22 protein-coding genes are annotated in these 24,099 nt (G+C 68.1%); 9 read left to right on the forward strand and 13 right to left on the reverse strand.

Annotation, left to right across the window (positions count from 1 at the left end; genetic code table 11):
• Nucleotides 1–9 precede the first annotated feature (9 nt).
• A complete protein-coding gene (locus ACH438_RS10820) occupies nt 10–1,299 on the forward strand; it encodes a glycosyltransferase family 87 protein (protein WP_397003590.1) in 1,290 nt (429 codons plus the stop codon).
• Nucleotides 1,300–1,360: 61 nt separating this feature from the next.
• Here the strand turns inward: ACH438_RS10820 and xdhC are convergent, their stop codons facing one another.
• The 8 genes from xdhC to ACH438_RS10860 form a co-directional block, all read right to left on the reverse strand.
• Complete coding sequence (xdhC, locus tag ACH438_RS10825) at nt 1,361–2,212, reverse strand: xanthine dehydrogenase accessory protein XdhC (RefSeq protein ID WP_397003758.1); 852 nt, start codon at nt 2,210–2,212, stop codon at nt 1,361–1,363.
• Nucleotide 2,213: 1 nt separating this feature from the next.
• Nucleotides 2,214–4,730 (reverse strand): xanthine dehydrogenase molybdopterin binding subunit, encoded by a 2,517-nt coding sequence (xdhB, locus tag ACH438_RS10830; protein WP_397003592.1) that lies wholly within the window; start codon nt 4,728–4,730, stop codon nt 2,214–2,216.
• Nucleotides 4,731–4,803: 73 nt separating this feature from the next.
• Nucleotides 4,804–6,300, reverse strand: a complete 1,497-nt coding sequence (locus ACH438_RS10835; protein ID WP_397003594.1) for a xanthine dehydrogenase small subunit — start codon at nt 6,298–6,300, stop codon at nt 4,804–4,806.
• Nucleotides 6,301–6,744: 444 nt separating this feature from the next.
• Complete coding sequence (locus tag ACH438_RS10840) at nt 6,745–7,389, reverse strand: histidine phosphatase family protein (protein ID WP_397003596.1); 645 nt, start codon at nt 7,387–7,389, stop codon at nt 6,745–6,747.
• Nucleotides 7,386–9,185: a carbamoyltransferase gene (locus ACH438_RS10845; RefSeq protein WP_397003598.1), complete on the reverse strand. Its 1,800-nt coding sequence runs from the start codon at nt 9,183–9,185 to the stop codon at nt 7,386–7,388. Before ACH438_RS10845 ends, ACH438_RS10840 begins: the two co-directional genes overlap by 4 nt.
• Nucleotides 9,186–9,200: 15 nt before the next feature.
• Nucleotides 9,201–10,313, reverse strand: a complete 1,113-nt coding sequence (locus tag ACH438_RS10850; RefSeq protein ID WP_397003601.1) for an NAD(P)/FAD-dependent oxidoreductase — start codon at nt 10,311–10,313, stop codon at nt 9,201–9,203.
• Nucleotides 10,310–11,278 (reverse strand): hypothetical protein, encoded by a 969-nt coding sequence (locus ACH438_RS10855; RefSeq protein WP_397003603.1) that lies wholly within the window; start codon nt 11,276–11,278, stop codon nt 10,310–10,312. The genes ACH438_RS10850 and ACH438_RS10855 overlap by 4 nt, the downstream gene beginning before the upstream one ends.
• 35 nt (nt 11,279–11,313) lie before the next feature.
• The gene (locus ACH438_RS10860; RefSeq protein ID WP_397003605.1) at nt 11,314–11,778 is read right to left on the reverse strand and encodes a hypothetical protein; all 465 of its coding nucleotides are present in this window, start codon (nt 11,776–11,778) and stop codon (nt 11,314–11,316) included.
• 203 nt (nt 11,779–11,981) lie between these two features.
• Between ACH438_RS10860 and ACH438_RS10865 the strand changes: the two genes are divergently transcribed.
• From ACH438_RS10865 to ACH438_RS10875, 3 genes are all read left to right on the forward strand, one after another.
• The gene (locus tag ACH438_RS10865; protein WP_397003607.1) at nt 11,982–13,049 is read left to right on the forward strand and encodes an AMP-binding protein; all 1,068 of its coding nucleotides are present in this window, start codon (nt 11,982–11,984) and stop codon (nt 13,047–13,049) included.
• Nucleotides 13,049–14,410, forward strand: a complete 1,362-nt coding sequence (locus ACH438_RS10870) for an aldehyde dehydrogenase family protein (RefSeq protein ID WP_397003609.1) — start codon at nt 13,049–13,051, stop codon at nt 14,408–14,410. Before ACH438_RS10865 ends, ACH438_RS10870 begins: the two co-directional genes overlap by 1 nt.
• Before the next feature lie 159 nt (nt 14,411–14,569).
• Entirely contained in the window at nt 14,570–15,073 is a 504-nt protein-coding gene (locus ACH438_RS10875; protein ID WP_397003611.1) for a nucleoside deaminase, read from the forward strand.
• A gap of 73 nt (nt 15,074–15,146) precedes the next feature.
• On the opposite strand, the gene ACH438_RS10880 is transcribed toward ACH438_RS10875, so the two are convergent.
• Both ACH438_RS10880 and ACH438_RS10885 read right to left on the reverse strand, forming a co-directional pair.
• Nucleotides 15,147–15,959, reverse strand: coding sequence for an Fpg/Nei family DNA glycosylase (locus ACH438_RS10880; RefSeq protein WP_397003613.1), 813 nt, complete (start codon nt 15,957–15,959; stop codon nt 15,147–15,149).
• Nucleotides 15,960–15,962: 3 nt separating this feature from the next.
• On the reverse strand, nt 15,963–16,433 hold the full coding sequence (locus ACH438_RS10885) for a ribose-5-phosphate isomerase (RefSeq protein WP_397003615.1): 471 nt from the start codon (nt 16,431–16,433) through the stop codon (nt 15,963–15,965).
• 159 nt (nt 16,434–16,592) lie between these two features.
• On the opposite strand from ACH438_RS10885, the gene ACH438_RS10890 reads away from it, so the two are divergent.
• Nucleotides 16,593–17,591, forward strand: coding sequence for a M48 family metallopeptidase (locus ACH438_RS10890; protein WP_397003760.1), 999 nt, complete (start codon nt 16,593–16,595; stop codon nt 17,589–17,591).
• A gap of 34 nt (nt 17,592–17,625) precedes the next feature.
• Here the strand turns inward: ACH438_RS10890 and ACH438_RS10895 are convergent, their stop codons facing one another.
• A complete protein-coding gene (locus ACH438_RS10895) occupies nt 17,626–18,267 on the reverse strand; it encodes a DsbA family protein (RefSeq protein WP_397003617.1) in 642 nt (213 codons plus the stop codon).
• A 153-nt stretch (nt 18,268–18,420) separates the two neighbouring features.
• Here ACH438_RS10895 and ACH438_RS10900 point away from each other — a divergent pair, with 153 nt between their 5' ends.
• The 3 genes from ACH438_RS10900 to ACH438_RS10910 all read left to right on the forward strand — a co-directional run bounded on the left by ACH438_RS10900 (nt 18,421) and on the right by ACH438_RS10910 (nt 21,416).
• Nucleotides 18,421–19,641: an NAD(P)/FAD-dependent oxidoreductase gene (locus tag ACH438_RS10900; protein WP_397003619.1), complete on the forward strand. Its 1,221-nt coding sequence runs from the start codon at nt 18,421–18,423 to the stop codon at nt 19,639–19,641.
• Nucleotides 19,642–19,746: 105 nt separating this feature from the next.
• Nucleotides 19,747–20,148, forward strand: coding sequence for a YciI family protein (locus ACH438_RS10905; protein WP_397003621.1), 402 nt, complete (start codon nt 19,747–19,749; stop codon nt 20,146–20,148).
• Nucleotides 20,148–21,416 (forward strand): RNA polymerase sigma factor, encoded by a 1,269-nt coding sequence (locus ACH438_RS10910; protein ID WP_397003623.1) that lies wholly within the window; start codon nt 20,148–20,150, stop codon nt 21,414–21,416. The genes ACH438_RS10905 and ACH438_RS10910 overlap by 1 nt, the downstream gene beginning before the upstream one ends.
• Before the next feature lie 23 nt (nt 21,417–21,439).
• Here ACH438_RS10910 and ACH438_RS10915 read toward each other — a convergent pair whose 3' ends face one another.
• Entirely contained in the window at nt 21,440–22,366 is a 927-nt protein-coding gene (locus ACH438_RS10915) for an AraC family transcriptional regulator (protein WP_397003625.1), read from the reverse strand.
• A gap of 109 nt (nt 22,367–22,475) precedes the next feature.
• On the opposite strand from ACH438_RS10915, the gene ACH438_RS10920 reads away from it, so the two are divergent.
• Nucleotides 22,476–23,156, forward strand: a complete 681-nt coding sequence (locus tag ACH438_RS10920) for an NAD(P)H oxidoreductase (RefSeq protein WP_397003627.1) — start codon at nt 22,476–22,478, stop codon at nt 23,154–23,156.
• On the opposite strand, the gene ACH438_RS10925 is transcribed toward ACH438_RS10920, so the two are convergent.
• Nucleotides 23,153–23,992, reverse strand: coding sequence for a phosphoribosylaminoimidazolesuccinocarboxamide synthase (locus ACH438_RS10925; protein ID WP_397003630.1), 840 nt, complete (start codon nt 23,990–23,992; stop codon nt 23,153–23,155). The two genes, ACH438_RS10920 and ACH438_RS10925, sit on opposite strands and share 4 nt — an antisense overlap.
• Nucleotides 23,993–24,099 lie beyond the last annotated feature (107 nt).

A 24,099-nucleotide genomic window follows, 5' to 3' on the forward strand; every position in this document is an offset into this window, starting at 1 on the left:
TCTGTCTCGATGATCACGATCCGGGCGGGGCAGCGAAGCTTGCTGCGCAAGACGAAGACAGACGAAAAGCGATACCTTCCCCGCATCCCGATTGTGCTCGGAATTCTGCTCGCGGTGGCGTTCACGGCGATCTTCTCGGCGCTGCACGGGTTCCTGGACCTGCAGGTCTACCGGGTCGACACCCGCGCCTGGCTGCACCACGAAACGCTGTACGGGCCGACGCTGCGGGTCGCCAATCACACCGATCTGCCGTTCACCTATCCGCCGTCGGCGGCGGTGCTGATGATCCCGCTCGCCGTGGTGCCGCTGTGGCTGGCCGAATTCATGGTGACGGCGACCTCGCTGGCCTGCCTGGCGGTGACGATCGGGCTGGTGCTGTCCCGCATCCGGCCGGACCTGGAACTGCGCACCCGGGTCACGCTGACCACCACCGCGGTGGTCGCCATGACCGCCATCGAACCGGTGCGAACCACCTTGTGGTTCGGGCAGATCAATCTGGTCCTGATGGCCGCGGTCGCCCTCGACTGCCTCTCCGTGAAGCCACGGTGGCCCCGGGGCGTGCTCATCGGCCTCGCGGCGGTCACCAAACTGACCCCGGCGGCCTTCGTGCTGTATTTCCTCATCCGCAAGGACTGGAAGGCCGCGGCCACCTCGGCGGCAACGGCCGCGGCGGTGGTGGTGGCCGGATTCCTGGTGTTCCCACGGGAATCGCGCGACTACTGGTTCCACGCCGTGATCGACACCAACCGCATCGGCTCGCCCGACTATGTCGGTAATCAGTCCATCAAGGGCATGGTGTTCCGGCTCGGCGTACCGCATTCCGCGACCACTCTGGTGTGGCTGGGGGTCGGCTTGGCGTTCGTCTGCGCCGGCGCGGTCCTGATGCATCACCTGGTCACCGTCGAGCGAAAGAACGCCACGCTCGAGGGCACCGGCTCCGCAACGCCGCCGATCACCATCCTTTCCGTGACGGCGCTGCTCGTGAACGCGGCAGTGCTGCTGCTGATTTCGCCGGTGTCGTGGACGCATCACTGGGTGTGGGTGGCGCCCGCGCTGGTGACGGCGGTCGCCTGGGCAACCACGCATCCCGGGCGCGGCCCCTTGATCGCCATCGCCGCGTTCACCCTGGTGTTCCTGATCGGTCCCGGCCTGGTACCCAACGGCGATCACCGCGAACTGCACTGGTCCTGGTGGGAACACGCGCTGGGCGACGTGTACATCATCGCCACCGCGGCATTGCTCGCGGTCGGCCTCTGGCAATTGCTCCGGCTGCGTACTCGCGCGGGTCTCACCGGCTGACAGAAACAAGACTGCGGCGGCGCACTGATGTGCGCCGCCGCAGTGACTTTTCGGTGGAATATCAGCTTGCGTTGAGTATCGCGACCGCTGGCGCCGGAACCGCTTGCTGCCGTTCCCGTTCGAAGGTCAGCAGGAGATCCGCCGCGATGCTCACAGCGATGGTTGCGGGTTCTTTGCCGGTGATCTCCGGCAGTCCGATCGGGGTCTTGATCCGATCGATGGTGGCCGCGTCGTGCCCGCCCTCGTTGGCCAGGCGCTGCCGGAACCGCGACCATTTGGCCGCCGAGCCGATCAGCCCGATGGAGCCGAGATCGGCTGTGCGCAAGGCGGTATCGCAGAGCGCGGCGTCCTCGGCGTGATCGTGCGTCATGATGAGGACGTGGGTGCCGCGCGGTAGTTCCGCGAGCACTTCCTCGGGCAGCAGCAGCGTGTGATGCACGTGGATCTGCGCCACCGAATCCGCGAGCACACCGAGACGTTCCTCGGTGAGCTGTTCGGGGCGGGTGTCGATGAGATGCAGATCGAGGTTGTGGCGGGCCAGGATTCGGGCCAGTTCCAGCCCGACGTGCCCGACACCGAACAAGGCCACCGCGGGCACCACGGGCAGTGGTTCCAGCAGCACGGTGACCGCGCCGCCGCAGCACTGCACGCCGTGCCGGTTGGTGACCTTGTCATTGAGCGCGAACTCCATGAGTTCGGTCTCGGGATCGGCCTGGCCGATCAGTTCGCGCGCCCGATCGATGGCGACGGCCTCGATATTGCCGCCGCCGATCGAGCCCCAGGTCTCGGACTGCCCCACAACGAGTTTGGCGCCGGCCTTACGGGGTGCGTGGCCGCGCACGGTCGCGACGGTCACCAGCACGCCGGGTTCCCGGCGTGCTCGTAACCGCGAGACCGCGGCCACCCACGTCATGTCAGACACGGCTCAGGGTGCTTGCGTCGTCGGTCCGGGCCTTACCGTTGCCATTGCCGTTGCCGGCATGCCCGTTCGTGCCGTTACCGTTCTTGCCGTTGCCATTGCTGTCGTTGCCATTTCCATTGTGGCCGTTGCCGTTCAGGCCGTGACCATTGGTGGCGTGCAGGGTGTGGCCGTTCGAAGAAGCATCGCCCTTGCGCGCTTCCTGGATCGCCCAGTACACCGCTTCCGGCGTCGCGGGCGAACCCAGATCCACGCTGACCCCGCTCGGCCCGAACGCGGCGGCGGCCTGCCGCAGCGCCTCGCGCACCGAGAAGGCCAGCATCAGCGGCGGTTCGCCGACGGCCTTGGAGCCGTAGACCGCGCCCTCTTCGGTGGCGTCCTGCAGCAGCGTGACATTGAACTCGGCGGGCATCTCCGAGAAGCTGGGCAGCTTGTAGGTGCTGGCCGCCTGGGTCAGGAACCGCCCGCGGTTGGGGCCGTCGCTGGTGTCCCAGCGCAGGTCCTCGAGGGTCAGCCAGCCCGCGCCCTGCACGAATCCGCCCTCGACCTGACCGATGTCGATCAACGGCGAGAGGCTGTCGCCCACATCGTGCACGATGTCCACGCGCCGGATCTGGTAGCCGCCGGTGAACCCGTCGACCTCGACCTCGGTCGCCGCGGCGCCGTACGCGAAGTACTTGAACGGCGAGCCCTGGAACCCCTTGGCATCCCAGTGCAGGCCCTCGGTCCGGTAGTAGCCGGAGGCCGACAACTGCACCCGCTGCATGTAGGCGGTGTGCACCAGGGTGTCCCAGTCCAGTTCCTTGTCGCTGCCCAGCACCCGGGCGACGCCCTCGACGATGCGCACATCCGAGGCGCTCCCGCCCAGCTGGGTCGCGGCGACCTGGACCAGCCGCTTGCGCAGCTGCTCACACGCGTTCTTGATGGCGCCGCCGTTGAGGTCCGCGCCGGAGCTGGCCGCGGTGGCGGAAGTGTTGGGCACCTTGTCGGTTCGCGTCGGCGCCAGCCGCACCTTGTGCAGCGGGATGCCGAGCGTGGTGGCGGCCACCTGCATCATCTTGGTGTGCAGGCCCTGGCCCATTTCGGTGCCACCATGGTTGATCAGGACGGAACCGTCCTTGTAGATCAGCACCAGCGAACCGCCCTGGTTGAAGGCGGTGAGGTTGAACGAGATACCGAACTTGATGTTCGTGATCGCCAAGGCGCGCTTGGTGTTCGGGTGCGCGGCATTGAACGAGGCGATATCGCGCTGGCGTTCGGTCCAGTCGGCGTCGTCCTGCACCTGATGCCAGATCTTGCCGATCCGGTCGGTCTGCTCGACCGGCTGCCCGTACGGGGTGGACTGGTTCGGCGCGTAGAAGTTGCGCTCGCGCAGTTCGGCCGGATCCAGGCCCAGCAGGGGCGCGCAGCGACCCATGATGTCCTCGATCACGATCATGCCCTGCGGGCCGCCGAAACCACGGAACGCGGTGTTGGACACCGTATTGCACTTGGCGATGCGACCGGCCACGTGCGCGTTGGGAATCCAGTACGTGTTGTCGATGTGGCACAGCGCGCGGGCCAGCACCGGCTCGGACAGATCCAGGCTCCAGCCGCCGTCCGCGGTCAGTGTGGCGTCCAGCGCCTGGATCCGGCCGTCGGCGTCGAAGCCGATCTTCCAGCTGGAGTGGAAGCCGTGCCGCTTCCCGGACATGGTCAGGTCCTGGGTCCGGTTGAGCCGCAAGCGCACCGGGCGGCCCGTCAGCTTGGCGCCGAGCGCGGCGATGGCCGCGAAGCCGTGCGGCTGCATTTCCTTACCGCCGAAGCCGCCGCCCATGCGCAGGCACTGCACGGTCACCTCGTGACTGTGCAGGCCGAGCACGTGCGCGACGATTTCCTGGGTCTCGGAGGGATGCTGGGTGCTGCTCTGGATGAACACCTGCCCGGCCTCGTCGACCTGCGCCAGCGCGCAATGGGTTTCGAGGTAGAAGTGCTCCTGGCCCTTGAACTCGAACTCGCCGGTGAAGATATGCGCGGAGTTGGCGAAACCCGCGTCGATATCGCCGCGGATCATGGTGGGCCGGGCGCCGTGGAAGCTCTCGGCCGCGATCGCCTCGCGCACCGTGATGGTGGAGGGCAGTTCCTCGAGCTCCACCTCGACGGCCGCCGCGCCCTGCCGGGCCGCTTCCAGGGTGTCGCCCAGTACCCACGCCACCGCGTGGCCGTGGAACATGATCTCGTCGGGGAACAGCGGCTCGTCGTGCTTCATGCCCGCGTCGTTGACGCCGGGCACGTCCTTGATGGTGAGCACCCGCACCACACCGGGCACGGCGAGCGCGGCCTCGGTGCGCAGTTCGACGACCCGGCCGTGGGCCTTCATGACCTGCACGGGGTAGGCGTGCAGCACATCCTTGGTGCGATACACCAGGTCGTCGGTGTAGAGCGCGGTCCCCGTGACATGCAGGGACGCACTCTCGTGCGGCATCGGTACGCCGACAACGGGCTTCTCGGGGCGTTCGGACAAATGACTCATGACTCCGCCTCGCTAGCGCTCGGCTCCGTCAAGAGCCAGGGACGCTGTGTTTTCGATTCGCTCGCAAGCTCGCTCATGACAACACCGCCTCGGTGGTTTGCGCGTACAGCTTCTTCAGGCTCTGACCGAGCATCGCGGCGCGGTAGGCGGCGCTGGCCCGGTGATCGCTCATCGGCGTGCCCTCGGACTGCAGCACCGCGGCGGCGGCCTCGACGACCTCGGCAGACCAGGCCTTACCGACCAGCGCGGCCTCCGTGTCGCGGGCGCGGATCGGAGTGGCGGCCACACCGCCCAGACCGATACGCGCGGACCGGACGATGCCGTCCTCGATATCCAGCGCGAAAGCCACTGCCACACTGGAGATATCGTCGAAACGGCGCTTGGCGATCTTGTGGAACGCGGTCACCGGCGCCAGCGGCAGCGGAATGCGCACGGCCTGGATCAGCTCATCCGCCCGCCGCACACTCTGCCGGTAACCGGTGAAGTAGTCGGCCAGCTCGACGACCCGCTCACCGTCGGCGGAGGCGAGCACCACCGACGCACCCAGCGCGAGCAGCGCCGGCGGGCTGTCACCGATCGGCGAACCGGTACCCAGGTTGCCGCCGAAGGTGGCGTTGTTACGAATCAGCCGGGATGCGAACTGCGGGAACAACTGCGCCAGCAACGGCACACTGCCGTCGAGCCGGCGCTCGATCTCGGTCAGCGGCACGGCCGCGCCGACCTCGAGGTAATCGGGTTCCACGCGCAGCGAACGCAATTCGGGGAGCCGATCGATGGCGATCACGTAATCCGCGCGCCGGGCACGGATATTCACTTCCACACCCCAGTCGGTGGAGCCGGCGACCAGCACCGCACCGGGCACGTCGCGGAGCAGCTGCACCGCCTCGGCCAGCGTTTCCGGACGGCGGAAAGTGCGATCGTCCTGGGAGTATTCGGTGGCGACCGGCGCGGGCGCGGGCGCGTCACGACGCTGCGCCAACGGGTCCTCGTCGCTCGGCGCGCCGAGCGCGAACGCGGCGTCACGGATCGGGCGGTATCCCGTACAGCGGCACAGGTTTCCACTCAGCGAGTGCAGGTCGAAGCCGTTCGGGCCGTGCTCGTGGTCATCCTCGTGACCGTGCGCCTCGACCTCGGGCTCGGCCGCCTCCGCCGCCGGCGCGGAACCACAGCGCCCGGGACGGTAGTACTCGGAGGCCATGCTGCAGATGAATCCCGGTGTGCAGTAACCACACTGCGACCCGCCGCGCATCGCCATCTCCTGCTGCACCGGGTGCAGCTCGGTGGGCACGCCCGTCGGATCGAGGTCGCCGAGGCCCTCGGAGGTGACGATCTCCTGACCGTCGAGCGCGGCCGCCGGCACCAGGCAGGCATTGACCGCCACCCAGTCGGTGGGCCGGTTCACGCCGGGCCGGGCCACCAGCACCGAGCAGGCGCCGCATTCACCCTCGGCGCAGCCTTCCTTGCTCCCGGTCAGGCCACGATCACGCAGGAAGTCCAGGACCGTCGTGTGGGGTGCGGCCGGAGAGAGGGGTTGAACCTTCCCATTGACCGTAATCCGCGCGTCTACCATGGCACATCCTCATTTCGGTGCGCGATCGTGAACCTAATCGTCATCTCAGGAGCTTTCTTTTTTCGGTGGCGCAGCCCGGGTACCCGGAGCGCAGGCAGCACGCAGCGACGTGCCGGAAGCGGTGAAAAAGATCGGAAGGAGCCGAGAAGGGGCTACTCAGCAGCCGTGCGCGACACGACCCGGAACCCACGCAGACCGGTGAGCGAGGTGACGCAGGTCGGAAATAATCGACATCCGACGTCGCCTCCTTCCAACAGCTCACAAGTCGGTGAACTCGAAACTACGTCGCGGTGGACCCCTCGGTCAAGCCGATGTGCGCAGGCCAGAGATAGTTTGCAGGAACCTATGACAAACCGATCGGGGACCCGTGAACGAATAGGTTCATCGCACAAACGGAACGGCTCCCGGAAACGTCCGCGAAATGTGTCCGAACCGACAGACGGCTTACCGCAGGTGCGAGGTGTCGTTCAGGAATCGCACCGACGCGTCGCCGGCGCTGGGATAGACCACCGTCGACAGCGACGCGGCCGACAGCTCCATACGGAACAGCGACTCGGGTGGCGCGCCCAGCGCGAGCCGGATCAGCGTCCGCAGGGGCGCGACATGTGAGACGACCAGGACGGTACTCCCCGAGTACCGGGTCAGCAGCCGGTCCCGCGCCGATTCGACTCGGCGGGTCACCGCTTCGAACGGCTCGCCCGTCTCGCCCGGCACCGCCGCGGGCGATCGCAGCCAGGCGGCCATCTCTTCCGGGTAGCGTGCTCGGACCTCGGCGAACGTAAGCCCCTCCCACACACCGAAATCCGCCTCGCGCAGGTCGTCGTCGATCTCGACGGGCAGGCCCAGCCGGTTCGCGGCGGCCGCGGCGGTCTCCCGGCAGCGGCGCAGCGGCGAGGACGCCACCGCCCGCACCGTGCCGTCCGCCGCGAGCCGGGCCGCGGTGGCCTCGGCCTGCCGCGAGCCGGTCTCCGACAGGGCGGGATCCGAACCGCCGCTGCCGGAGAGGCGTTTCCCGGGCGTCAACGCGGTCTCGCCGTGCCGCAGCAGGACCAGCGTCGTCGTCGACCCGGGGTCGAGGCCGAGTGTCATACGACCGAAGCCGCCTTCGTGACCAGGTAGTTGCCGAGCACGACGTAATCGATCTCCGTGCCGAGGAAGCAGTTCAGCGCATCGGCCGGCGTGCAGACGATGGGCTCGCCCGCCACGTTGAACGAGGTATTGATCAGGCAGGGCACATCGGTCAGCGCGGTGAACCGGCGTAACAGCGCGGCAAGTCGCGGAGTGTCCCGATCGGTGATGGTCTGTACCCGCGAGGTGCCGTCCACATGGGTCGCGCCCGGAATGACCTCGTGGAATTCCGGCCGCACCGGGAAGACGAAAGTCATGTAGGGCGAACGGGTCTTGCGGCCCATCTCGAAGATCTTCGGCGCCTCCGATTCGAGCACCAGCGGCGCGAACGGGCGGAACGGTTCCCGATGTTTGACGCGAGTATTGATGACGTCCTTGATATCCGGGAACTTCGGATTCGCCAGAATGCTGCGATGCCCCAAAGCCCTTGGGCCATGCTCGATCCGGCCCTCGAACCAGCCGATGACGACTTTCTCGGTGAGCAGTTTCGACACCTGATCCACGACCTCGTCATCGCTGAGCCGGGTCCAGCCCACCCGATCACCGAATTCCCGCAAGGTCCGCTCGATGGCCGAATCGTCGTACTCCGGGCCGAGATACGGCGTGACCGGCGCCGTTGCCTGCCGCTCACCCGCGGTGCCGGAGTGTTCGAGCCACGCGTAAACCGCTGCGCCGAGGACGATGCCGGTGTCGCTGGCGCCGAAACTCACATCCATCTCGTCGAATCGCGAACCCTCGAACAGCGGAGTGTTGTTGAGGCAGTTCAGCGCCACGCCACCCTCGAACAGCAGATGGTTCAGATCCGATTCGGCTTCCAGCGCGCGGATTTGGTGACTCGTCAGGACATACAGCATCTCCTGCGCCGCCGCGGCCACCCGCGACTTGTATTCGAGGGTGTCCTGGAACGGGCCGAAGAACTGCTCGAACAGGGGATCCAGGCTGTGCGGGTCGTCCGTTTCGAGCGGCCGGCGGAAGGCGTATCGGCCGTGCTCGTGCAGTTCGATGAACTCCTCGACGAACGGGTTCGGGGATGGCGGCGCGGCGTACCCCGACAGGCCCATCACCTTGTATTCGTCATTGTTGGGCACGAAGCCGAGGAAACGGGTGATCGCGCTGAACAAGATGCCGACCGAGTATTCCGCGCCGATGGTCGACTCCTCGAAGACGCGGATGCGCCCGTCGCGGATCTCGCCCAGCAGCGCCGAAAACCGTTCCGCGCGACCATCGCTGACGAGGAAGGCGCTGTCCGGCATACCGGCCAGGTAGTAGCCGGTCATCGCATGGGCGAGGTGGTGCGGTACGAACACCACCTTGTCCGGGTCGGGGGTGAAGCCGGTCCGGGCGGCGAAATCGGCCAGGATCGCTTCGGGGCCGACGACTCGGCGGGCCAGCTCGGCGATATTGCTCAGCAGATACTGCTTCGCGTCCGGAGCCATCGGCGCGGCGGAGATATCGGCCAGCAGCTCGTCCACGACCTCGGCGGACCAATTCCATGGAACGGCAATGAGATCGATGTCGGAGAACTGCAATCCCGCGGACTCCAGGCACCATTGCACGGCGCCGACCGGGAAATCGGTGGTCTTCTTCTCGCGATTGAGCCGCTCCTCCTCCACGGCCGCGACCAGCACCCCGTCCACCAGCAGCGCCGCACCCGCGTCGTGGCCCATGAGGTAGTGCTTGTCGATGCCGACGGCGCCGAAATGCTCGGCGAAGAACTGCGAGACGCGGGTGAAACCGTTGCACCCCAAGATGATCATGACAATTTCCTTCTCTCACCCGGCCGCGACGGCGCCGGCGGGCCAGCGGTCGGTCGACAGGCCGGTGGTGTCGGTCCACGACTTCCGGCCGAGCACCAGGTCACGCACGATCTCTCCCGCCGCGGGCGCCTGGCACAGCCCCTGACCCGAGAACCCTGCCGCGTACACGAAGGGGCGGGTGGAATCGCGGCCGATGCATGCCATCCCGTCCGGGCTGACATCGAGGTCCCCGCTCCACCCGTGCTCGAGGCGTTGCCCGGCGAGGGCCGGAAAAGTGGCGCCGAGCTGGTGCGACACCCGCCGCAGCCAGTCCTCCCGGGATTCGCCCGGCCCGGGGCGGCCCATTCCGACGAGAATGCGGTCTCCCCAGGATCGGATTCGCAGACTGGACGGGTGCAATGTCATCGGCAGCGTGGTACCCGCGAAATCGGCGGGCGCATCGGTGAGAAGCATGTCGACGGGGTACGTGCTCACCGGCAGGCGCACGCCCGCCGCGGCGGCGACCGTCCCCGCCCACGGTCCCGCCGCGCAGACAACGAGTCCGGCGCGGATGCTGCCCGCGGTCGTGTGGACCTGACCGTCGGGATCGATTCCGGTGACTGATGTTTCGGTGCGCAGGATCGCACCCGCCTCGCGAGCGAGGGTGGCGTAGGCGCTGACGATGGCGGCCGGGTCGCAGGCATAGGCCTCGGGCGCCCAGGCCGCCGCCAGCATGCTGCCCGGATCGAGCAGCGGATTGAGTTGTACTGCCTCGGAACGGCTCACGAGTTCCACCTCGACCCCCGCCGCCCCCTGCGCGGCCCGGGTGCGCCGGAAGTCTTCCAGCTGGCGTTCCTCGGTGAGCAGCACCAGGAAGCCGATTCGCCGCAGGCCCAGGTCGTTTCCCGTCCGCTCGGCCAGCGCGTGATAGGCCGCGAGGCTGCGCGCGGCGAGGCTGCTGATGAGCGTATTGCCGGGAAAGTAGGTCCGGATGACACCCGCGGTGTTCCCGGAGGATCCCGACCCGAGCGCACCGCGCTCCAGCAGCACGGTGCCGACACCCGCCTCGGCGAGCCGGGCGGCGATCGAGGTGCCGATGACTCCCCCGCCGATGACCAGGACGTCCGTGCGCTCGGGCAGCTCGTTCACGACTGCCGGCCCACTTCCGCGGGCCGCAGCTGCCGCAGGTCGTCGCCCGCGTCCCACGGGAACAGGTGCAGATTCCAGCCGCCCAGGCAGTTGACGTAGAGGGCCAGCTGGCTCACCACCGCGAGGAAGTCGTCGCGGTCGAGCCGGTCGAGGCAGTCCAGGAAGCGCCGGGTGAAGGACCACAGGTCGTCCAGGCCGCAGTAGCCCAGGAATTCGGCCGGAATGCCGACCAGCAGGCGGGTCATGTGCCGCAGCGAATCCAGCGGCATGTCCTGGATCGCGGCGCGGACCAGACCGCCGTAGGTGGCGTAGCCGAGCGGGCGGGTCTCCCCGTTCACGAACAACAGGGTGGGCAGGACCGTCTCGAAACTCCCGGCCCCGGAAGGGATCAGCCCGCGGTGCATGTCGGCGAGTTCGCGCGGTTCGGTGAGCCAGGCCTGTTCGGTCGCGGTGTACACGTCATGGATGAGGCGGTTCGCGTCCGGATCGGCGGCGGTCAGATGCGGAATGCGGTGCCCGCCCGGCGTACCCGCCTTGCGGACCTCGGCCAGGATCGGCTGTTTGGTCGAATAGACCGAATCCCAGATCTGCTGCCCGGCGTCCAGCAGCGCGGGCAGGTCCTCGTCGCGGATCCGGCCCACCGGGGAGGCGGGCATAGGCTCGGTGAGGGTGCCGTATTTGATGCCGAGATGCTGTAGCGCGGAGCAGAATACGGTGCCGTCGGGCGCCTCGCGCCGGTCCGCGATCCGGGTGGACGCGGGCAGATGCAGCAGTGAGGGGATCGGCGCCACGTGGTACAGGTGCTGTCCCGCGACCAGCGCGTGGCCCTGCAGGCTCCGGTAGGGCAGCGCTTCCCACAGCGCGTCGGCCAGTTCGGGATTGCGATCGTCGAGTTCCGCGGTGACCGTGATACCCAGTTCGGGCCAGGCGATTTCGATCTGCCGACCGGACAACGTCTCAGCCAAGGCTTGCTCCTTCATCAGGTGAGGTGTTGCCGCTGCTACTGCTGGGCGAAGTGGTCACGGATGGCGTCGGTCTGCTTCGACATCATGTCGATGATGGTTTCGACCACCTCGGTGTCCGCGTCGGCGGCGATGGTCAGTTCGCGCGTCCAGTCGAAGAAGCTGCGGTGCGGGTCGTTGGTGATCGGCCGCACCCGGATGGCGCCGACGTAGAGGTCCACGCCCATGGTCGGTTCGATGGATCGGTAGGTCTGCGACCGCTCCAGCTCGTTGCGCCCGGCGACCTCCTGCTGGACGAGGCCGTCGCTGAACACCAGCGTGAAGTTGTACAGCGCCGGAACCCGTTCGGGTGACGCGTCTCCGACCCAGTGCACGTCCTTCGCCGCGGGCCCGGAGACGATGGACACCACCCGCAGGGCATCGCGGACAACAGACCAGACGGTATCCGGATCGGCGTCGACGATCGTCGAGTCGTACATCATATGCTTCCGCTGGATGGCCACGGGAACTCCTTGTCCGGCAAGGGGATTCCCTTGCAACAACTCACAACTGCCGTGAGCGAGTACACCCGCGACCGGGTGGCGGCGGCCAGGCGTGGAAGCCACGAAGCCGAACGCGAGCCGGGCCGCGCATTTCGTAGACTCCTCCAGTGTGAAATCGTATTTCGTTGCGCCATAATACTTTTCATCTTGGGAGAGGATGGTTCATGGCCGAGCACAATGGCGCGGAATTCGGGGAATTCGTACGGGAGATGATGCGGTGGCACTTCCACCCGGAAACCGGATCGCCATTCTGGTTGCGGCGCGCGCAGACCCTCGATTTCGATCCGCTGACCGATATCCGGGATTTCGACGACCTCGGATTGTTTCCCAATGTGGTGGACGAACTCCGCGATGTCCCTGTCCGCGAACTGATTCCCCGCGGCTACGGCGACGACCACGCCGCCGCCGTCTACGAGAGCGGCGGCACCACCGGACAACCCAAACGCGTAATGTTCACCGCGGAATGGCAGCGCCGCAATATCGAATGGTTCAGCGAACGCCTCGACGCCCACGGCGTACCCCGGAATGTCGACTGGCTCAGCGCCGTTCCCGCCGGACCGCACAATGTCGGCGCCATGGCGGTCGATACGGCGGCGGCCCGCGGCGGCCTCAACTTCGGCATCGACCTGGACCCGCGCTGGGTGAAAAGGCTGATCGCCGAGGGCCGGATGGACATGGCGAGCGCCTACACCGACCATCTCATCGAGCAGATCGGCTACATCCTGGCGAGCCAGGACGTGGGCGTGCTGTTCGCCACCCCGCCCATGCTGGAACGCCTCGCCCAGCACGATGACCTGGTCGAACTGGTGAACCGGAAGATCCGCACGATCATCTGGGGCGGAACGAGTCTGGACGCCGACACCCGGGATCTGTTGCGCGACGAGGTCTTCCCGAACACCAAACTGGTCGGCGGCTACGGCAGCACCATGATGCTGGGCACCGCGGTGGAACGCCCCGGCCTCGCCGCCGACGAACCCTGTGTCTTCGACTCCTTCGCCCCGTACACGACATTCCGGGTGGTCGACCCCGGCACCGGCCGCGCTGTTCCTTACGGCGAGCGCGGGCAGATCGTCGTGCACCACATGAGCCGAACTGCCCTGCTGGTCAACAATATCGAGCGCGATTACGCCACCCGGATCGCACCGGCGGCGGGCGGTTTCGGCGATTCCGTCGCCGACGTCGCACCCGTCGCCTCCTTCAGCGGCGCGGCCGTGATCGAAGGCGTGTACTGATGCTGACCCTCGATGTCCTCGGCCCGGGCGGTCCGTATCGGTCCCGGCGCGTGGAGACGCTCCAGGACTTCACCGGAAACCCGGTCGCGACATTGAGTCTCGCGCCCTCGCTCTACGTCACCCGCACGATGAAGACGCTGCACCGAGCGCCGGAACTGCCCCTCGACGCGCGCATCGCCGCGCTCGCGGAGGCGGGCCGGGCCTTCGCCACCGAGTCCATCGCTGGACTGACTCCGGAGGAGTACCAGTACACCGTCAGCGCGACCACCGGCATACCGATCACGGCCGTGCGCAATGCCACCGCCGATATCGCGCAGGCCCTGGCGCGGATCCAGCACAGCGTGCAGCAGGCGCGCCCGGCCGGCGCGGCCGTCTCATGGCGCGATCCGCTGACCCGCGGCGGCGCGGCGGTGTGGACCCGGCGCGGAAACGTGTTCGCCGTCCACGCGGCGGGCAATCACCCTGCGGTGCACCAGGGTTGGCTGGACGCCGTGGCGCTCGGTTATCGCGTCGCCGTCCGTCCCTCCCGGCGTGAGCCCTTCACGCCGCATCGGCTGATCACCGCCCTCCGCGCGGCCGGCGTCGGCGACGACCGAATCGTCCTGCTGCCCACCGACCACACCGCCGCCGACGACATCCTCCGGCACGCCGACCTCGGCATGGTCTACGGCGGTGACGAGGTGATGCGCAAGTACGCGGGCGATCCGCGCATCCTGCCGCAGGGTCCGGGCCGCTCGAAGATCCTCATCACCGCCGAGACGGATTGGGAGCCGATCCTCGGCACCCTCGTGGAATCGATCAGCAGCGGTGGCGGCGTCGGCTGCGTCAATGCCACCGGCGTACTCGTCGAAGGCGACCCCGCACCCCTGGCCGCCGCGCTCGCCGAACGCCTCGCCGCCCTGCCCAGCCTGCCCGCGACCGACGACCGCGCGGTCCTGCCGGTAGCGCCGATCGGTCTCGCCCGCCGCTGGGACGCCCATCTCCGGCAGCGGGCCGCGGGCACCAAGGCGTGGCTGGGCGGCGACACCATCGTCGACGACCTCGGCGACGGCCGTGCCGTGCTCCGACCGGCCGTCCATCAGGTCGACAACCCCTTCGCGGAACAGCTCGGCACGGAATTGAGTTTTCCTTGTGTGTGGATCTCATCCTGGGATCGCGCCGCCGGAATCCGGCCCCTGCGCAATACCCTCGTTCTGACCGCCGTCACCACCGACGCGGAGCTGATCGACGCGCTGGTGGCCGAGCCGACCATCGCAAATGTCTATGCCGGCGACCATCCCACCCCCTGGATGGCGCCCGGCCTGCCGCACGAGGGCTATCTCGCCGAATTCCTGATGCGTACCAAGACGGTGCTGCGCTGATCTCGTTACGGGCTTCGGCCGAGGTTGTTACGGCCTTTGTGAGTGTCTACGAAAACCCGGTCCCCGCCCGCGAACGTTTTCATGCTTACCGCCCTAGATAGCGGCCTCCGGTATTCGGTGTAATTCATCACACACGCAGTAAGGGATCAAGGAGTGACCGTGACCGCACACGCCCAAGAAACGAGTCTGCAGGAGCTGGAACGCGCCTGGCTGGACGAGGCGATCAAATTTGCCACCGACAATGTGGCGAATGGCGGCGGTCCCTTCGGGGCGCTGGTCGCCAAGGACGGCGAGATCGTCGCGATCGCCCACAACAAGGTCACCACGAACCTGGACCCCACGGCCCACGCCGAAGTGAACGCCATGCGCGCCGCCTGTCAGCAGCTCGGCACCTTCTCGCTCGAGGGCTGCATCCTGATCACCTCGTGCGAGCCGTGCCCGATGTGCCTGTCCTCGGCCCTGTGGGCCCGCGTCAGCCGCATCGTCTTCGCCGCCGACCGCCACGACGCCGCGGTAGCCGGGTTCGACGACCGCAAGTTCTACGAGCTGTTCGAGAAGAAGCCCGACGAGGTCTGGCCGACCACGATCGAGCACCTGGACCTGCCGAACCGCACCGCACCGTTCGATGCCTGGCTCGCCAAGACGGACCGCATCGACTACTGACATCCCGTACCCCGCAGGGCGGCGCATGACGATCACGTCATCCGCCGCCCTGGGTGTTTTCAGCGGGGTTTTCTCAGCGCGGCTGGCAATCGGGGCACCAGAACAGGTTCCGGGCGTCCAGCACCGAATGCAGCACCGTCGCCCCGCACAACCGGCAGGGTTCGCCGACCCGGCGGTAGACGTAGGTGCGGGGCTTGTCCTTGGCGTAAGCCGGTGCGCCGTGGTCGTCTTCGGGACGCACCACCACGATCTTGCCGCGCCGCACACCGACCTTCATCAGCTCGACGAGGTCGGCCCACAGCGCATCCCATTCGGCACGATCCAGGCGATTGCCCGAACGCTGCGGTGAAATGCCGTGGCGGAAAAGCACTTCCGCGCGATACACATTGCCGACACCGGCCAGGATCTTCTGATCCATGAGCAGGGCGCCGACCGGGCGCTGGGAGCGGCGGATGCGATCCCACGCCTTGTCCGGATCGGCGTCGCGGCGCAGCGGGTCGGGGCCCAGGCGGGCGGTGAGCGCGTCTACCTCGGGTTCGAGGAGCACCTCGCAGGCGGCGGGGCCGCGCAGGTCGATGCCGTAGAACTCACCGGAGCGGCCCGCGCCGATCAGGCGCATGCGCACCTCGCCCACCGGTTCGCCCAGGGGCAGCGGGGATTCGGTGAATTTGCCGTACAGGCCCAGGTGGACGTGCAGGACGGCACCCGAATCGTAGTGGTGCAGCAGGTGTTTGCCCCAGGCGTCGGCGCGCAGCAGCGTCTGCCCGTCGAGCCGGGCGGCGCCGTCGGCGAAGCGGCCCTGCGGGCTGGAGACTCGGACCTGACCGCCGGCGAAACGCTTGTGGTGCTCTTTCGCCAGGCGGTGCAGCGTATGGCCTTCCGGCACAGGTCAGTTGGGGAGGGCCGGGGGGATGCCGGTCTTCTCGTACTCGGCGAGGATGTCGATGCGGCGCTGGTGACGCTCCTCGTTCGACCACGGGGTGGTGACGAAGGCGTCCACGATCGCGAGCGCGTCGTCGGGGGTGTGCATGCGGCCGCCGATGCCGAGCAGCTGCGCATTGTTGTGCTGGCGGGCCAGCTGCGCGGTCTCCACGCTCCAGCCGAGGGCACAGCGGGCGCCGGGCACCTTGTTGGCGGCGATCTGCTCGCCATTGCCGGAACCACCGAACACGAAGCCCAGCGAACCCGGGTCGGCGACGGTGCGGCGGGCGGCCTCGATGCAGAAGGCGGGGTAGTCGTCCTGGGCGTCGTACTCCAGTGCGCCGCAGTCGACGACCTCGTGGCCCTGGCCCTCCAGGTGGGCCTTGACAGTGTTCTTCAGTTCGAAGCCGGCATGGTCGGCACCCAGGTATACGCGCATGCTGCGATTCTGTCAGAACTGAATAAAGTGGCCGCCATGACGTCCGACGATCAAGTTCCACCGCCGAACGCCTACGGGGGGCAAACCTCAGGCAATCAATATGGGCAGCAGTCCGGCAAGCCGCCCGCCACCGGCCCGGCCTGGAATCCCGTCACCGGGATGACCGGCTGGAACCCGCAGGTCGGCCCGCCGGGATGGGCTCCGCAGCAACCGTATTCGCCACCGCCGCCACCGGTCGTGCAGCAGACCCGGGGACTCTCGCCCTACGGCATGCCCGCCCGGCACAGCTGGGAGATCCCCATGCTGGTGCTCGTGGTGACGCTCACCGTGCTCGGCTACCTGTTCGCCATCCTCATGGTGGCGCTGGGCGAGATCAACCAGTACGTGGGGTTGTTCCTGGGCGCACCGCTGCTGGTGTGGATCGGGCGCGGCACCACCTACGCCACCATGCGCGTCAACGGGGTGAAGATGTCACCCACCCAGTTTCCCGAGGGCTACCGCATGGTGCAGGAGGCCGCCGCCCGCTACGGCATGAAGAAGGTGCCCGACGCGTACGTCCTGCTGGGCAACGGGCAGATCAATGCCTTCGCCTCCGGACACGGATACCGGCGGTTCGTCGTGGTGTACGCGGATCTCTTCGAAATCGGCGGCGCCGCACGCCAACCCGACGCGCTCGCCTTCATCATCGGCCACGAGGTCGGGCACATCGCGGCCGGGCACGTCTCGTATTGGCGGCAGCTCGGCATGTTCCTGGTGCCGTTCCTGCCCATCGTCGGCAATACGCTCATCCGCGCCCAGGAGTACACCGCCGACAATCACGGCTTCTGCAATCGCCCGAACGGCGCGGCCACGGCCATGCAGACCCTCGCGGGCGGCAAATACCTGAACTCGCTGGTCGGATTCCACGAAATGGCCGACCGCGCACCGCGGGAGAAGGGCTTCTTCGTGTGGCTGGTCAATGCCATGGCCACCCACCCGGTCCTCACCTGGCGCATGTCGGCGCTGCGCGACCGCAGCCGGCACGGGCGCATGTTCCTGCGCCCGGCACCGCCGCAACCGCCGGCCGGCGTCCCGCCGTACGGGGCTTATCCGCAACCGATGCCGAGCGGATACGGCGAGACGACGACCTACTACGACTACCGCGGACCCGCGAGCTGAAACCCGCGGACCCGCGATCGGAGACCCGGACCGCTCAGTCGAAGTTCGGGTCTTCGGTACGGGTGCGCTTGAGCTCGAAGAAGTACGGGAACGAGGCGAGGGCGACCGCGCCGTCCCACACCTTGCCCGCCTCTTCCCCGCGCGGAATGCGCGACAGCACCGGCCCGAAGAACGCCGAGTCGTTGATGTGGATGGTCGGGGTGCCGACATCCGGGCCGACCTTGTCCATGCCCGCGTGATGCGATTCGCGCAGCGCCTCGTCCAGGTCGGTGCTGTTCGCGGCCGCGGCCAGATCGGCGGGCAGGCCCACCTCGGCCAGCGACTCCTGGATCACGACGGCCAGCCGGTCGCCGCGGTCCTCCTGCGTGTACTCGTCGCGGCGGTTGTGCAGCCGGGTGCCCATCGCCGTGTACAGCGGCAGCAGCACCTTCTCGCCGTGCTCCTTGGCGGCCGCGATGGCGACGCGCACCGGACCCCAACCGGTCTTCAGCAGCTCCTCGTACTGCGGCGGCAGCCCTTCCCGGTTCTCGTTGAGCACCGAGAGGCTCATCACGTGGAAATGCGCCTCGATATCGCGGACCTTCTCGACCTCGAGAATCCAGCGGGAGGTGATCCAGCACCAGGGGCACAGCGGGTCGAACCAGAAGTCGACCCGGTCCTTCTTGGTGTCACTCACGGAAAGTCCTTTCGCAAACGGTTGCGGCCGGGCACGGCCGTCCTGCAAAGCGCAACAACCGGGATTCTCGCCGATATTTCCGGTTCGGGGGGTTAGTGTCGGGTATCGGCCTCGTCGGCGGCGTCACGACTGCGCGAAGCAGGAGGTTTCGGCATGACCACGACATCCAGGTTCGTCATCGCGGGCGGGGGGCTGGCCGCGGCCAAGCTCGCGGAGGCCCTGCGCGCCAATGATTTCGACGGGACGGTCAGTCTCGTCAGCGCGGAGGAACGGCTGCCCTACGAGCGGCCGCCACTGTCCAAGGAATGCCTGCTCGGCAAGAAAACCGTCGACGACTGCATCGTGGACACCGCGCAGTGGTACCGCGACCACCACATCGAGGTCATGCTCGGCACCACGGTCACCGGCATCGACCGCGCCTCCAAAACCATTGCCCTGCCCGACGGTACGACCCTCCCCTACGACAAACTGGCCCTCGCCACCGGATCCCGGCCCCGCAAGCTGCCGCTCCCCGGCGCGGACGCCGAGGGCGTGTACGTGCTGCGCACCGCCGAGGACAGCGAGACCCTGCTCGAATTGTTCCGCGGCGCACGGCGATTGGTGGTGATCGGCGCCGGCTGGATCGGCCTCGAAGTGACCGCGGCGGCCCGCATCGCGGGACTCGAGGTCACCGTCCTGGAGACCCAGCAGACGCCCCTGGAGGCGGCGCTCGGCACCGAGATGGGCGCGGTCTTCGGCGGACTGCACCGCGAACACGGCGTCGACCTGCGCACCGGGGTGAAGGTCGCGGAGATCGTCACCCACGACGGGATGGCCACCGGAGTGCGGCTCGGCGACGACTCCGTCATCGAGGCCGACGCCGTCCTGGTCGCGGTGGGCGCGCGGCCCAATATCGAACTGGCCGTCGACGCCGGACTGTCCACCGCGGGCGGCATCCTCGTGGACGAGAGCCTCGCCACCAGCGACCCGGACATCGTGGCCGTCGGCGATATCGCCGACCAGCAGCATCCGATCCTCGGGCAGCGCGTCCGCGTCGAGCACTGGGCCAACGCGCTGAATCAGCCCGCCGTCGCGGCGCTCACCATGCTCGGCAAACCCGGCGTCTACGACAAGCTGCCCTACTTCTTCACCGATCAATACGACCTCGGGATGGAGTACACCGGCTACGTCGCGCCGCAGCGGGAAGCCCGCGTCGTGGTGCGCGGCGATCTCGGCAAACGCGAGTTCGTGGCGTTCTGGCTGAGCTCCTCGGACCGGGTGCTGGCCGGGATGAACGTGAACGTCTGGGACGTCACCGACCGGATCAAACAGCTCATCCTGAGCGGCGAACCCGTGGACCCGGCCCGCCTCGCCGACCCGAAGAGCCCACTATGACCAGCGTCACCCCCTGAGAATCGCAACTACGTCGAATCGATGCGCCAGGCTCCGACCAATGCACGAGAGTGCCACCGCGGCGCGTCCCGAACGAAGGAGCCGATCTTGAAGTACATGCTGCTGAAGACCTACAGCCCCGCCGCCTACTGCGACACACCCATCAACGAATGGACGCCCGAGGAGATCCAGGCGCACATCGACTTCCAGCGCGCCCTCGGCGAGGAACTCGCCAAATCCGGCGAACTCGTGGACGCGCAGGGTCTCGCCGATCCCAGCCAGGCCCGGGTGGTCAGTTCGGACGGCCGGTCCGCGCCGCTCGTCACCGACGGGCCCTTCCCCGAGACCAAGGAATTCCTGGCCGGCTACTGGATCGTCGACGTGGACAACCCCGCGCGCGCCTGCGAGATCGCGGCCCAGGCCTCGGCCGCACCCGGCCCGGGCGGCAAGCCGATCGGCGAGTACATCGAGGTGCGCCAGGTCATGAGCGCTCCCGCCGCCGACCAGTAATGCCGGACACCCGGCTCGAGGACCTGCTGCGCGAGCTCGCACCGCAGGTCCTCGGCACGCTGGTGCGCCGCTACGGCGACTTCACCACCGCCGAGGACGCCTTGCAGGAGGCGATGCTCGCCGCCGCGACGCAATGGCCCGCCGACGGGTACCCGGAGAATCCGCGCGGCTGGCTCATCCAGGTCGCCCAGCGGCGGATCGTCGACACCGTGCGCGCCGAAGTGGCGCGGCGAAACCGTGAGACCGCCACGGCGCTACGAGAAATCCCCGGCGCCAACGAGTTCGGCGCGGACTCCGACCTGCTCACTGATTCCGGCCGCGACGACACGCTCACGCTGTTCTTCCTCTGCTGCCACCCCGACCTTTCACCCGCGGCCGCCATCGCGCTCACGCTGCGCGCCGTCGGTGGCCTCACCACCGCCGAGATAGCGCGCGCCTTCCTGTTGCCGGAAGCGACGATGGCGCAACGCATCACGCGCGCAAAGAAACGACTCGCCGGCCTGGAACGGCCGTTCGCCCCACCCTCGGACGGGGACACGCCCGAAGCCGTTGTGTACCAAGGTGAATGGCGCACACGCGTCGGGGCGGTGCTACACGTGCTGTACCTGATCTTCACCGAAGGACACACCAGCACCGGACCCGAGCTGCGGCGCGGCGATCTGGCCGCGGAGGCCATCCGGCTGGCCCGCGCCCTGCACCGGCTCCTGCCCGAAGACTCCGAGGTGACCGGCCTGCTCGCGCTGCTGCTGCTCACCGATTCCCGTCGCGCCGCCCGCACCGGCACGCACGGCGAACTCATCCCCCTGGCCGAACAGGATCGGCGACTGTGGCAGCGCGACACCATCATCGAAGGCATCCGCTTGGTCACCGCCACCCTCCCCGGCGGCCTCACCGGCCCGTACCAGACCCAAGCCGCCATCGCCGTCCTGCACGCCCAGGCCCCGCGTGCCGAAGACACCGACTGGGAACGAATCCTGATGTTGTACAACACCCTCGAAAAGCTCGCCCCGAACCCGATGGTCACCCTCAACCGTGCCGTGGCCACCGCCATGGTGCACGGCCCCCAAGCCGGCCTCGACCTCACCACCACCCTCGACGAACCCCTCTCCGGCACCCACCGGCTCGAAGCGGTCCGCGGCCACCTGCACGAAATGGCCGGCGACGACAAAGCAGCCATCGCCGCCTACACGGCCGCCGCCCGCCACACCGCCAGCCGGCCCGAACGCGACTACCTCATGCTCCGCGCCGCCCACCTCCGCAACCCCTGAAACCCCTGACCCGACTGCGGGATTCAGGCGGCGGTACGGAAGGCGGTTGGGCTGGAGCCGGTGTGGCGTTTGAAGGCGGCGCTGAAGCCGAAGGCGTCGGCGTAGCCTACGGCGGCGGCGACTTGCGCGGTCGTGAAATCCGTTGCGGTGAGGAGTTCTTCGGCCTCCTCCATGCGCCGCGCCGTGAGGTAGGCCAGGGGTGGGGTGCCCATGACAGTGGTGAAGCGTTTAGCGAAGAGCGCCCGTGACACGCCTGCCCGCGCGGCCAGCGACGCTACCGTCCAGGGCGCCGCGAAGCCCGTATGGATGATTTCCAGGGCGGGCGCGAGCACGGGGTCGTTCAGGCCGCGGTACCAGGCGGGGGCGTCGGGGCCGGCGTCGGCGAACCACTGCCGCAGCGTGCACACCAGGTTCCAGTCGAGCAGCCGGTCCATCATGGCCTGCGAGCCGGCGCTCTGCGCGACCGCTTGCGCCGCGGCGGATTCCACCCATTCGCAGCCGTCGAGGTCCTCACGGATCAGCAGCGTCCGCGGCAGCGATTCCACCAGGCGCTGGTGGCGGCGTGCCGACGTCCGGTAGGCGCCGACCAGGAGCGCGGTCGCACCGTCTTCCGAACCGCCCCAGCGGATTCCGCTCAAATCCTCGGCCTCGCATGCGGGATCCGGTGTGAAGCAGGCGATCTCGTATTCGGTGTGCGGTCCGCCGATGGAGTCCGGACGATCGGCGACGTAGAACGGCTGCCGGTCCCGGACCACCACGGTGTCCCCCGCCGCGAGCGGCGTCACCGTGCCGTCGCCGAGCACGAGCACTCCGCCGCCGCGCAGCACGGTGACCATGGTCAGCGGTGCGCGGTCGGCGAATCGGATGGTCCACGGCGCCGCGAGCACCGCGTGGGTCAGTACCGAGCCCTCGGCCCGGATGCCGCTCAGCAGGTGACTCAACGGATCCATGCGGCCCAGCGTAGACGAACTCCTATCGATCGGAGGCTTTCACCCATGGATCGTCCACCGGATCGCGGATGTACTGGAGTCACCGAACACCGTCTCCAGGAGGAATGTCTTGTCGAACAACGGCACCCGCACCGCGCTGGTCGTGGTCGACCATCACCGGCCCGACTCGCTGACCATGCACATCGCCCGCCGCACGATCACCCAGCTCGAGGACGCGGGCTATCGCATCGACCTGCTGGACCTGCGCGCCGAGGGCTTCGACCCGCGCATGACCGTCGCCGACCAGCCCGACTGGGGCGATCGCGAGAAGACCTACTCCCCCGAGGTCGAGGACCATATGCGGCGAATCCTGGCCGCCGACATCATCATTGCGGTCTTCCCGATCTATTGGACCAGCGTCCCGGCCGTCCTCAAGGGCTGGATCGACCGCGTCTGGAACTACGGCTTCGCCTACGGCCGCAGCAAACCCCGCCTGGCCGGAAAACGCATGCTGTGGCTCGGTCTGGGCGGTGCGGCCGCGGACGATCCGATCGTCCCCGTCCTGCAGACCATGCTGGACACCCAGCTCAGCGGCGGCATCGCGCTCTACTGCGGGCTCACCGAATCCCGGGTCGGTGTCCTGGCGGACGCCGAGGAACGCCGCCAGCGTCTGGACACGTCAGGCCGGTTCCGCCTGGACGAGGTCCTCCGGGGCGCCGAAAGAGCCGCCCAGTACGCCGATCTCCAAAACCGCTCGACCACCCTGGTCGCCGACTTCCTCGCCGCCGACCGCGTCGAACTTGCCGGCTAGCCCTGGAAGCCGGTCCAGGCGTTGCCGGTGACGAGTTCGTAGGCCTGGGCGTACTTCTGGCGCGTCACCTCGACCACCTCGGCGGGGATCTCGGGGCCGGGGTACTCCTTGTTCCAGCCGGTGGAGGTGGACCAGTCACGGACGTACTGCTTGTCGAAGGACGGCTGCGGGTGGCCGGGCTCATATTCGGAGGCGGGCCAGAAACGCGAGGAGTCGGAGGTCAGCACCTCGTCGCCGAGGGTGAGAACGTCACCGTCCCAGCCGAGTTCGATCTTCGTATCGGCGATGATGACCCCGCGCGCGGCGGCGTGCTCGGCGCCGCGGGTGTACACCTCGAGGGTCAGGTCGCGCAGCTGCCCGGCGACCTCCTTGCCCTCCTGGTTCACCACATCGTCGAACGAGATCGCCTCGTCGTGGCTGCCGAGATCGGCCTTCGTGGTCGGGGTGAAGATCGGTTCGGGCAGCTTGTCACCGTCGCGCAGACCCGGCGGCAGCTGCACACCCGACACGGTTCCGGTGCGCTGGTACTCCTTCAGACCGGAACCGGTCAGGTAGCCGCGGGCGATGCACTCGACCTTCACCATGTTCAGCGGCTTGACCCGGACCCCGCGCCCCGCGAATTCGGCGGGCACGTCGGTGGTGGAGATGATGTGGTTCGGCACATCCGCGAAGAACCCGAACCACCAGTTCGACAGCTGGGTGAGCATGGCGCCCTTACCCGGGATCGGTGTGGGCAGTACGACATCGAAGACAGACACCCGGTCCGAGGCGACCAGGATCAGCGAATCGCCGTCCTCGTACAGATCGCGCACCTTACCGGCGTGAATATGCTTCAACTGTCCTCCTCCAGGTGGGCGCGAGCGCGCGATGTGCAACCGCGCCACAGCCTACCGACGGCCCTCCGGCGTCCCCGACCAGGCCGGGCGGACGCCTGCGCGGCGGT

The sequence above is a fragment of the Nocardia sp. NPDC020380 genome (assembly GCF_044386975.1).
Taxonomy (GTDB): Bacteria; Actinomycetota; Actinomycetes; order Mycobacteriales; family Mycobacteriaceae; genus Nocardia.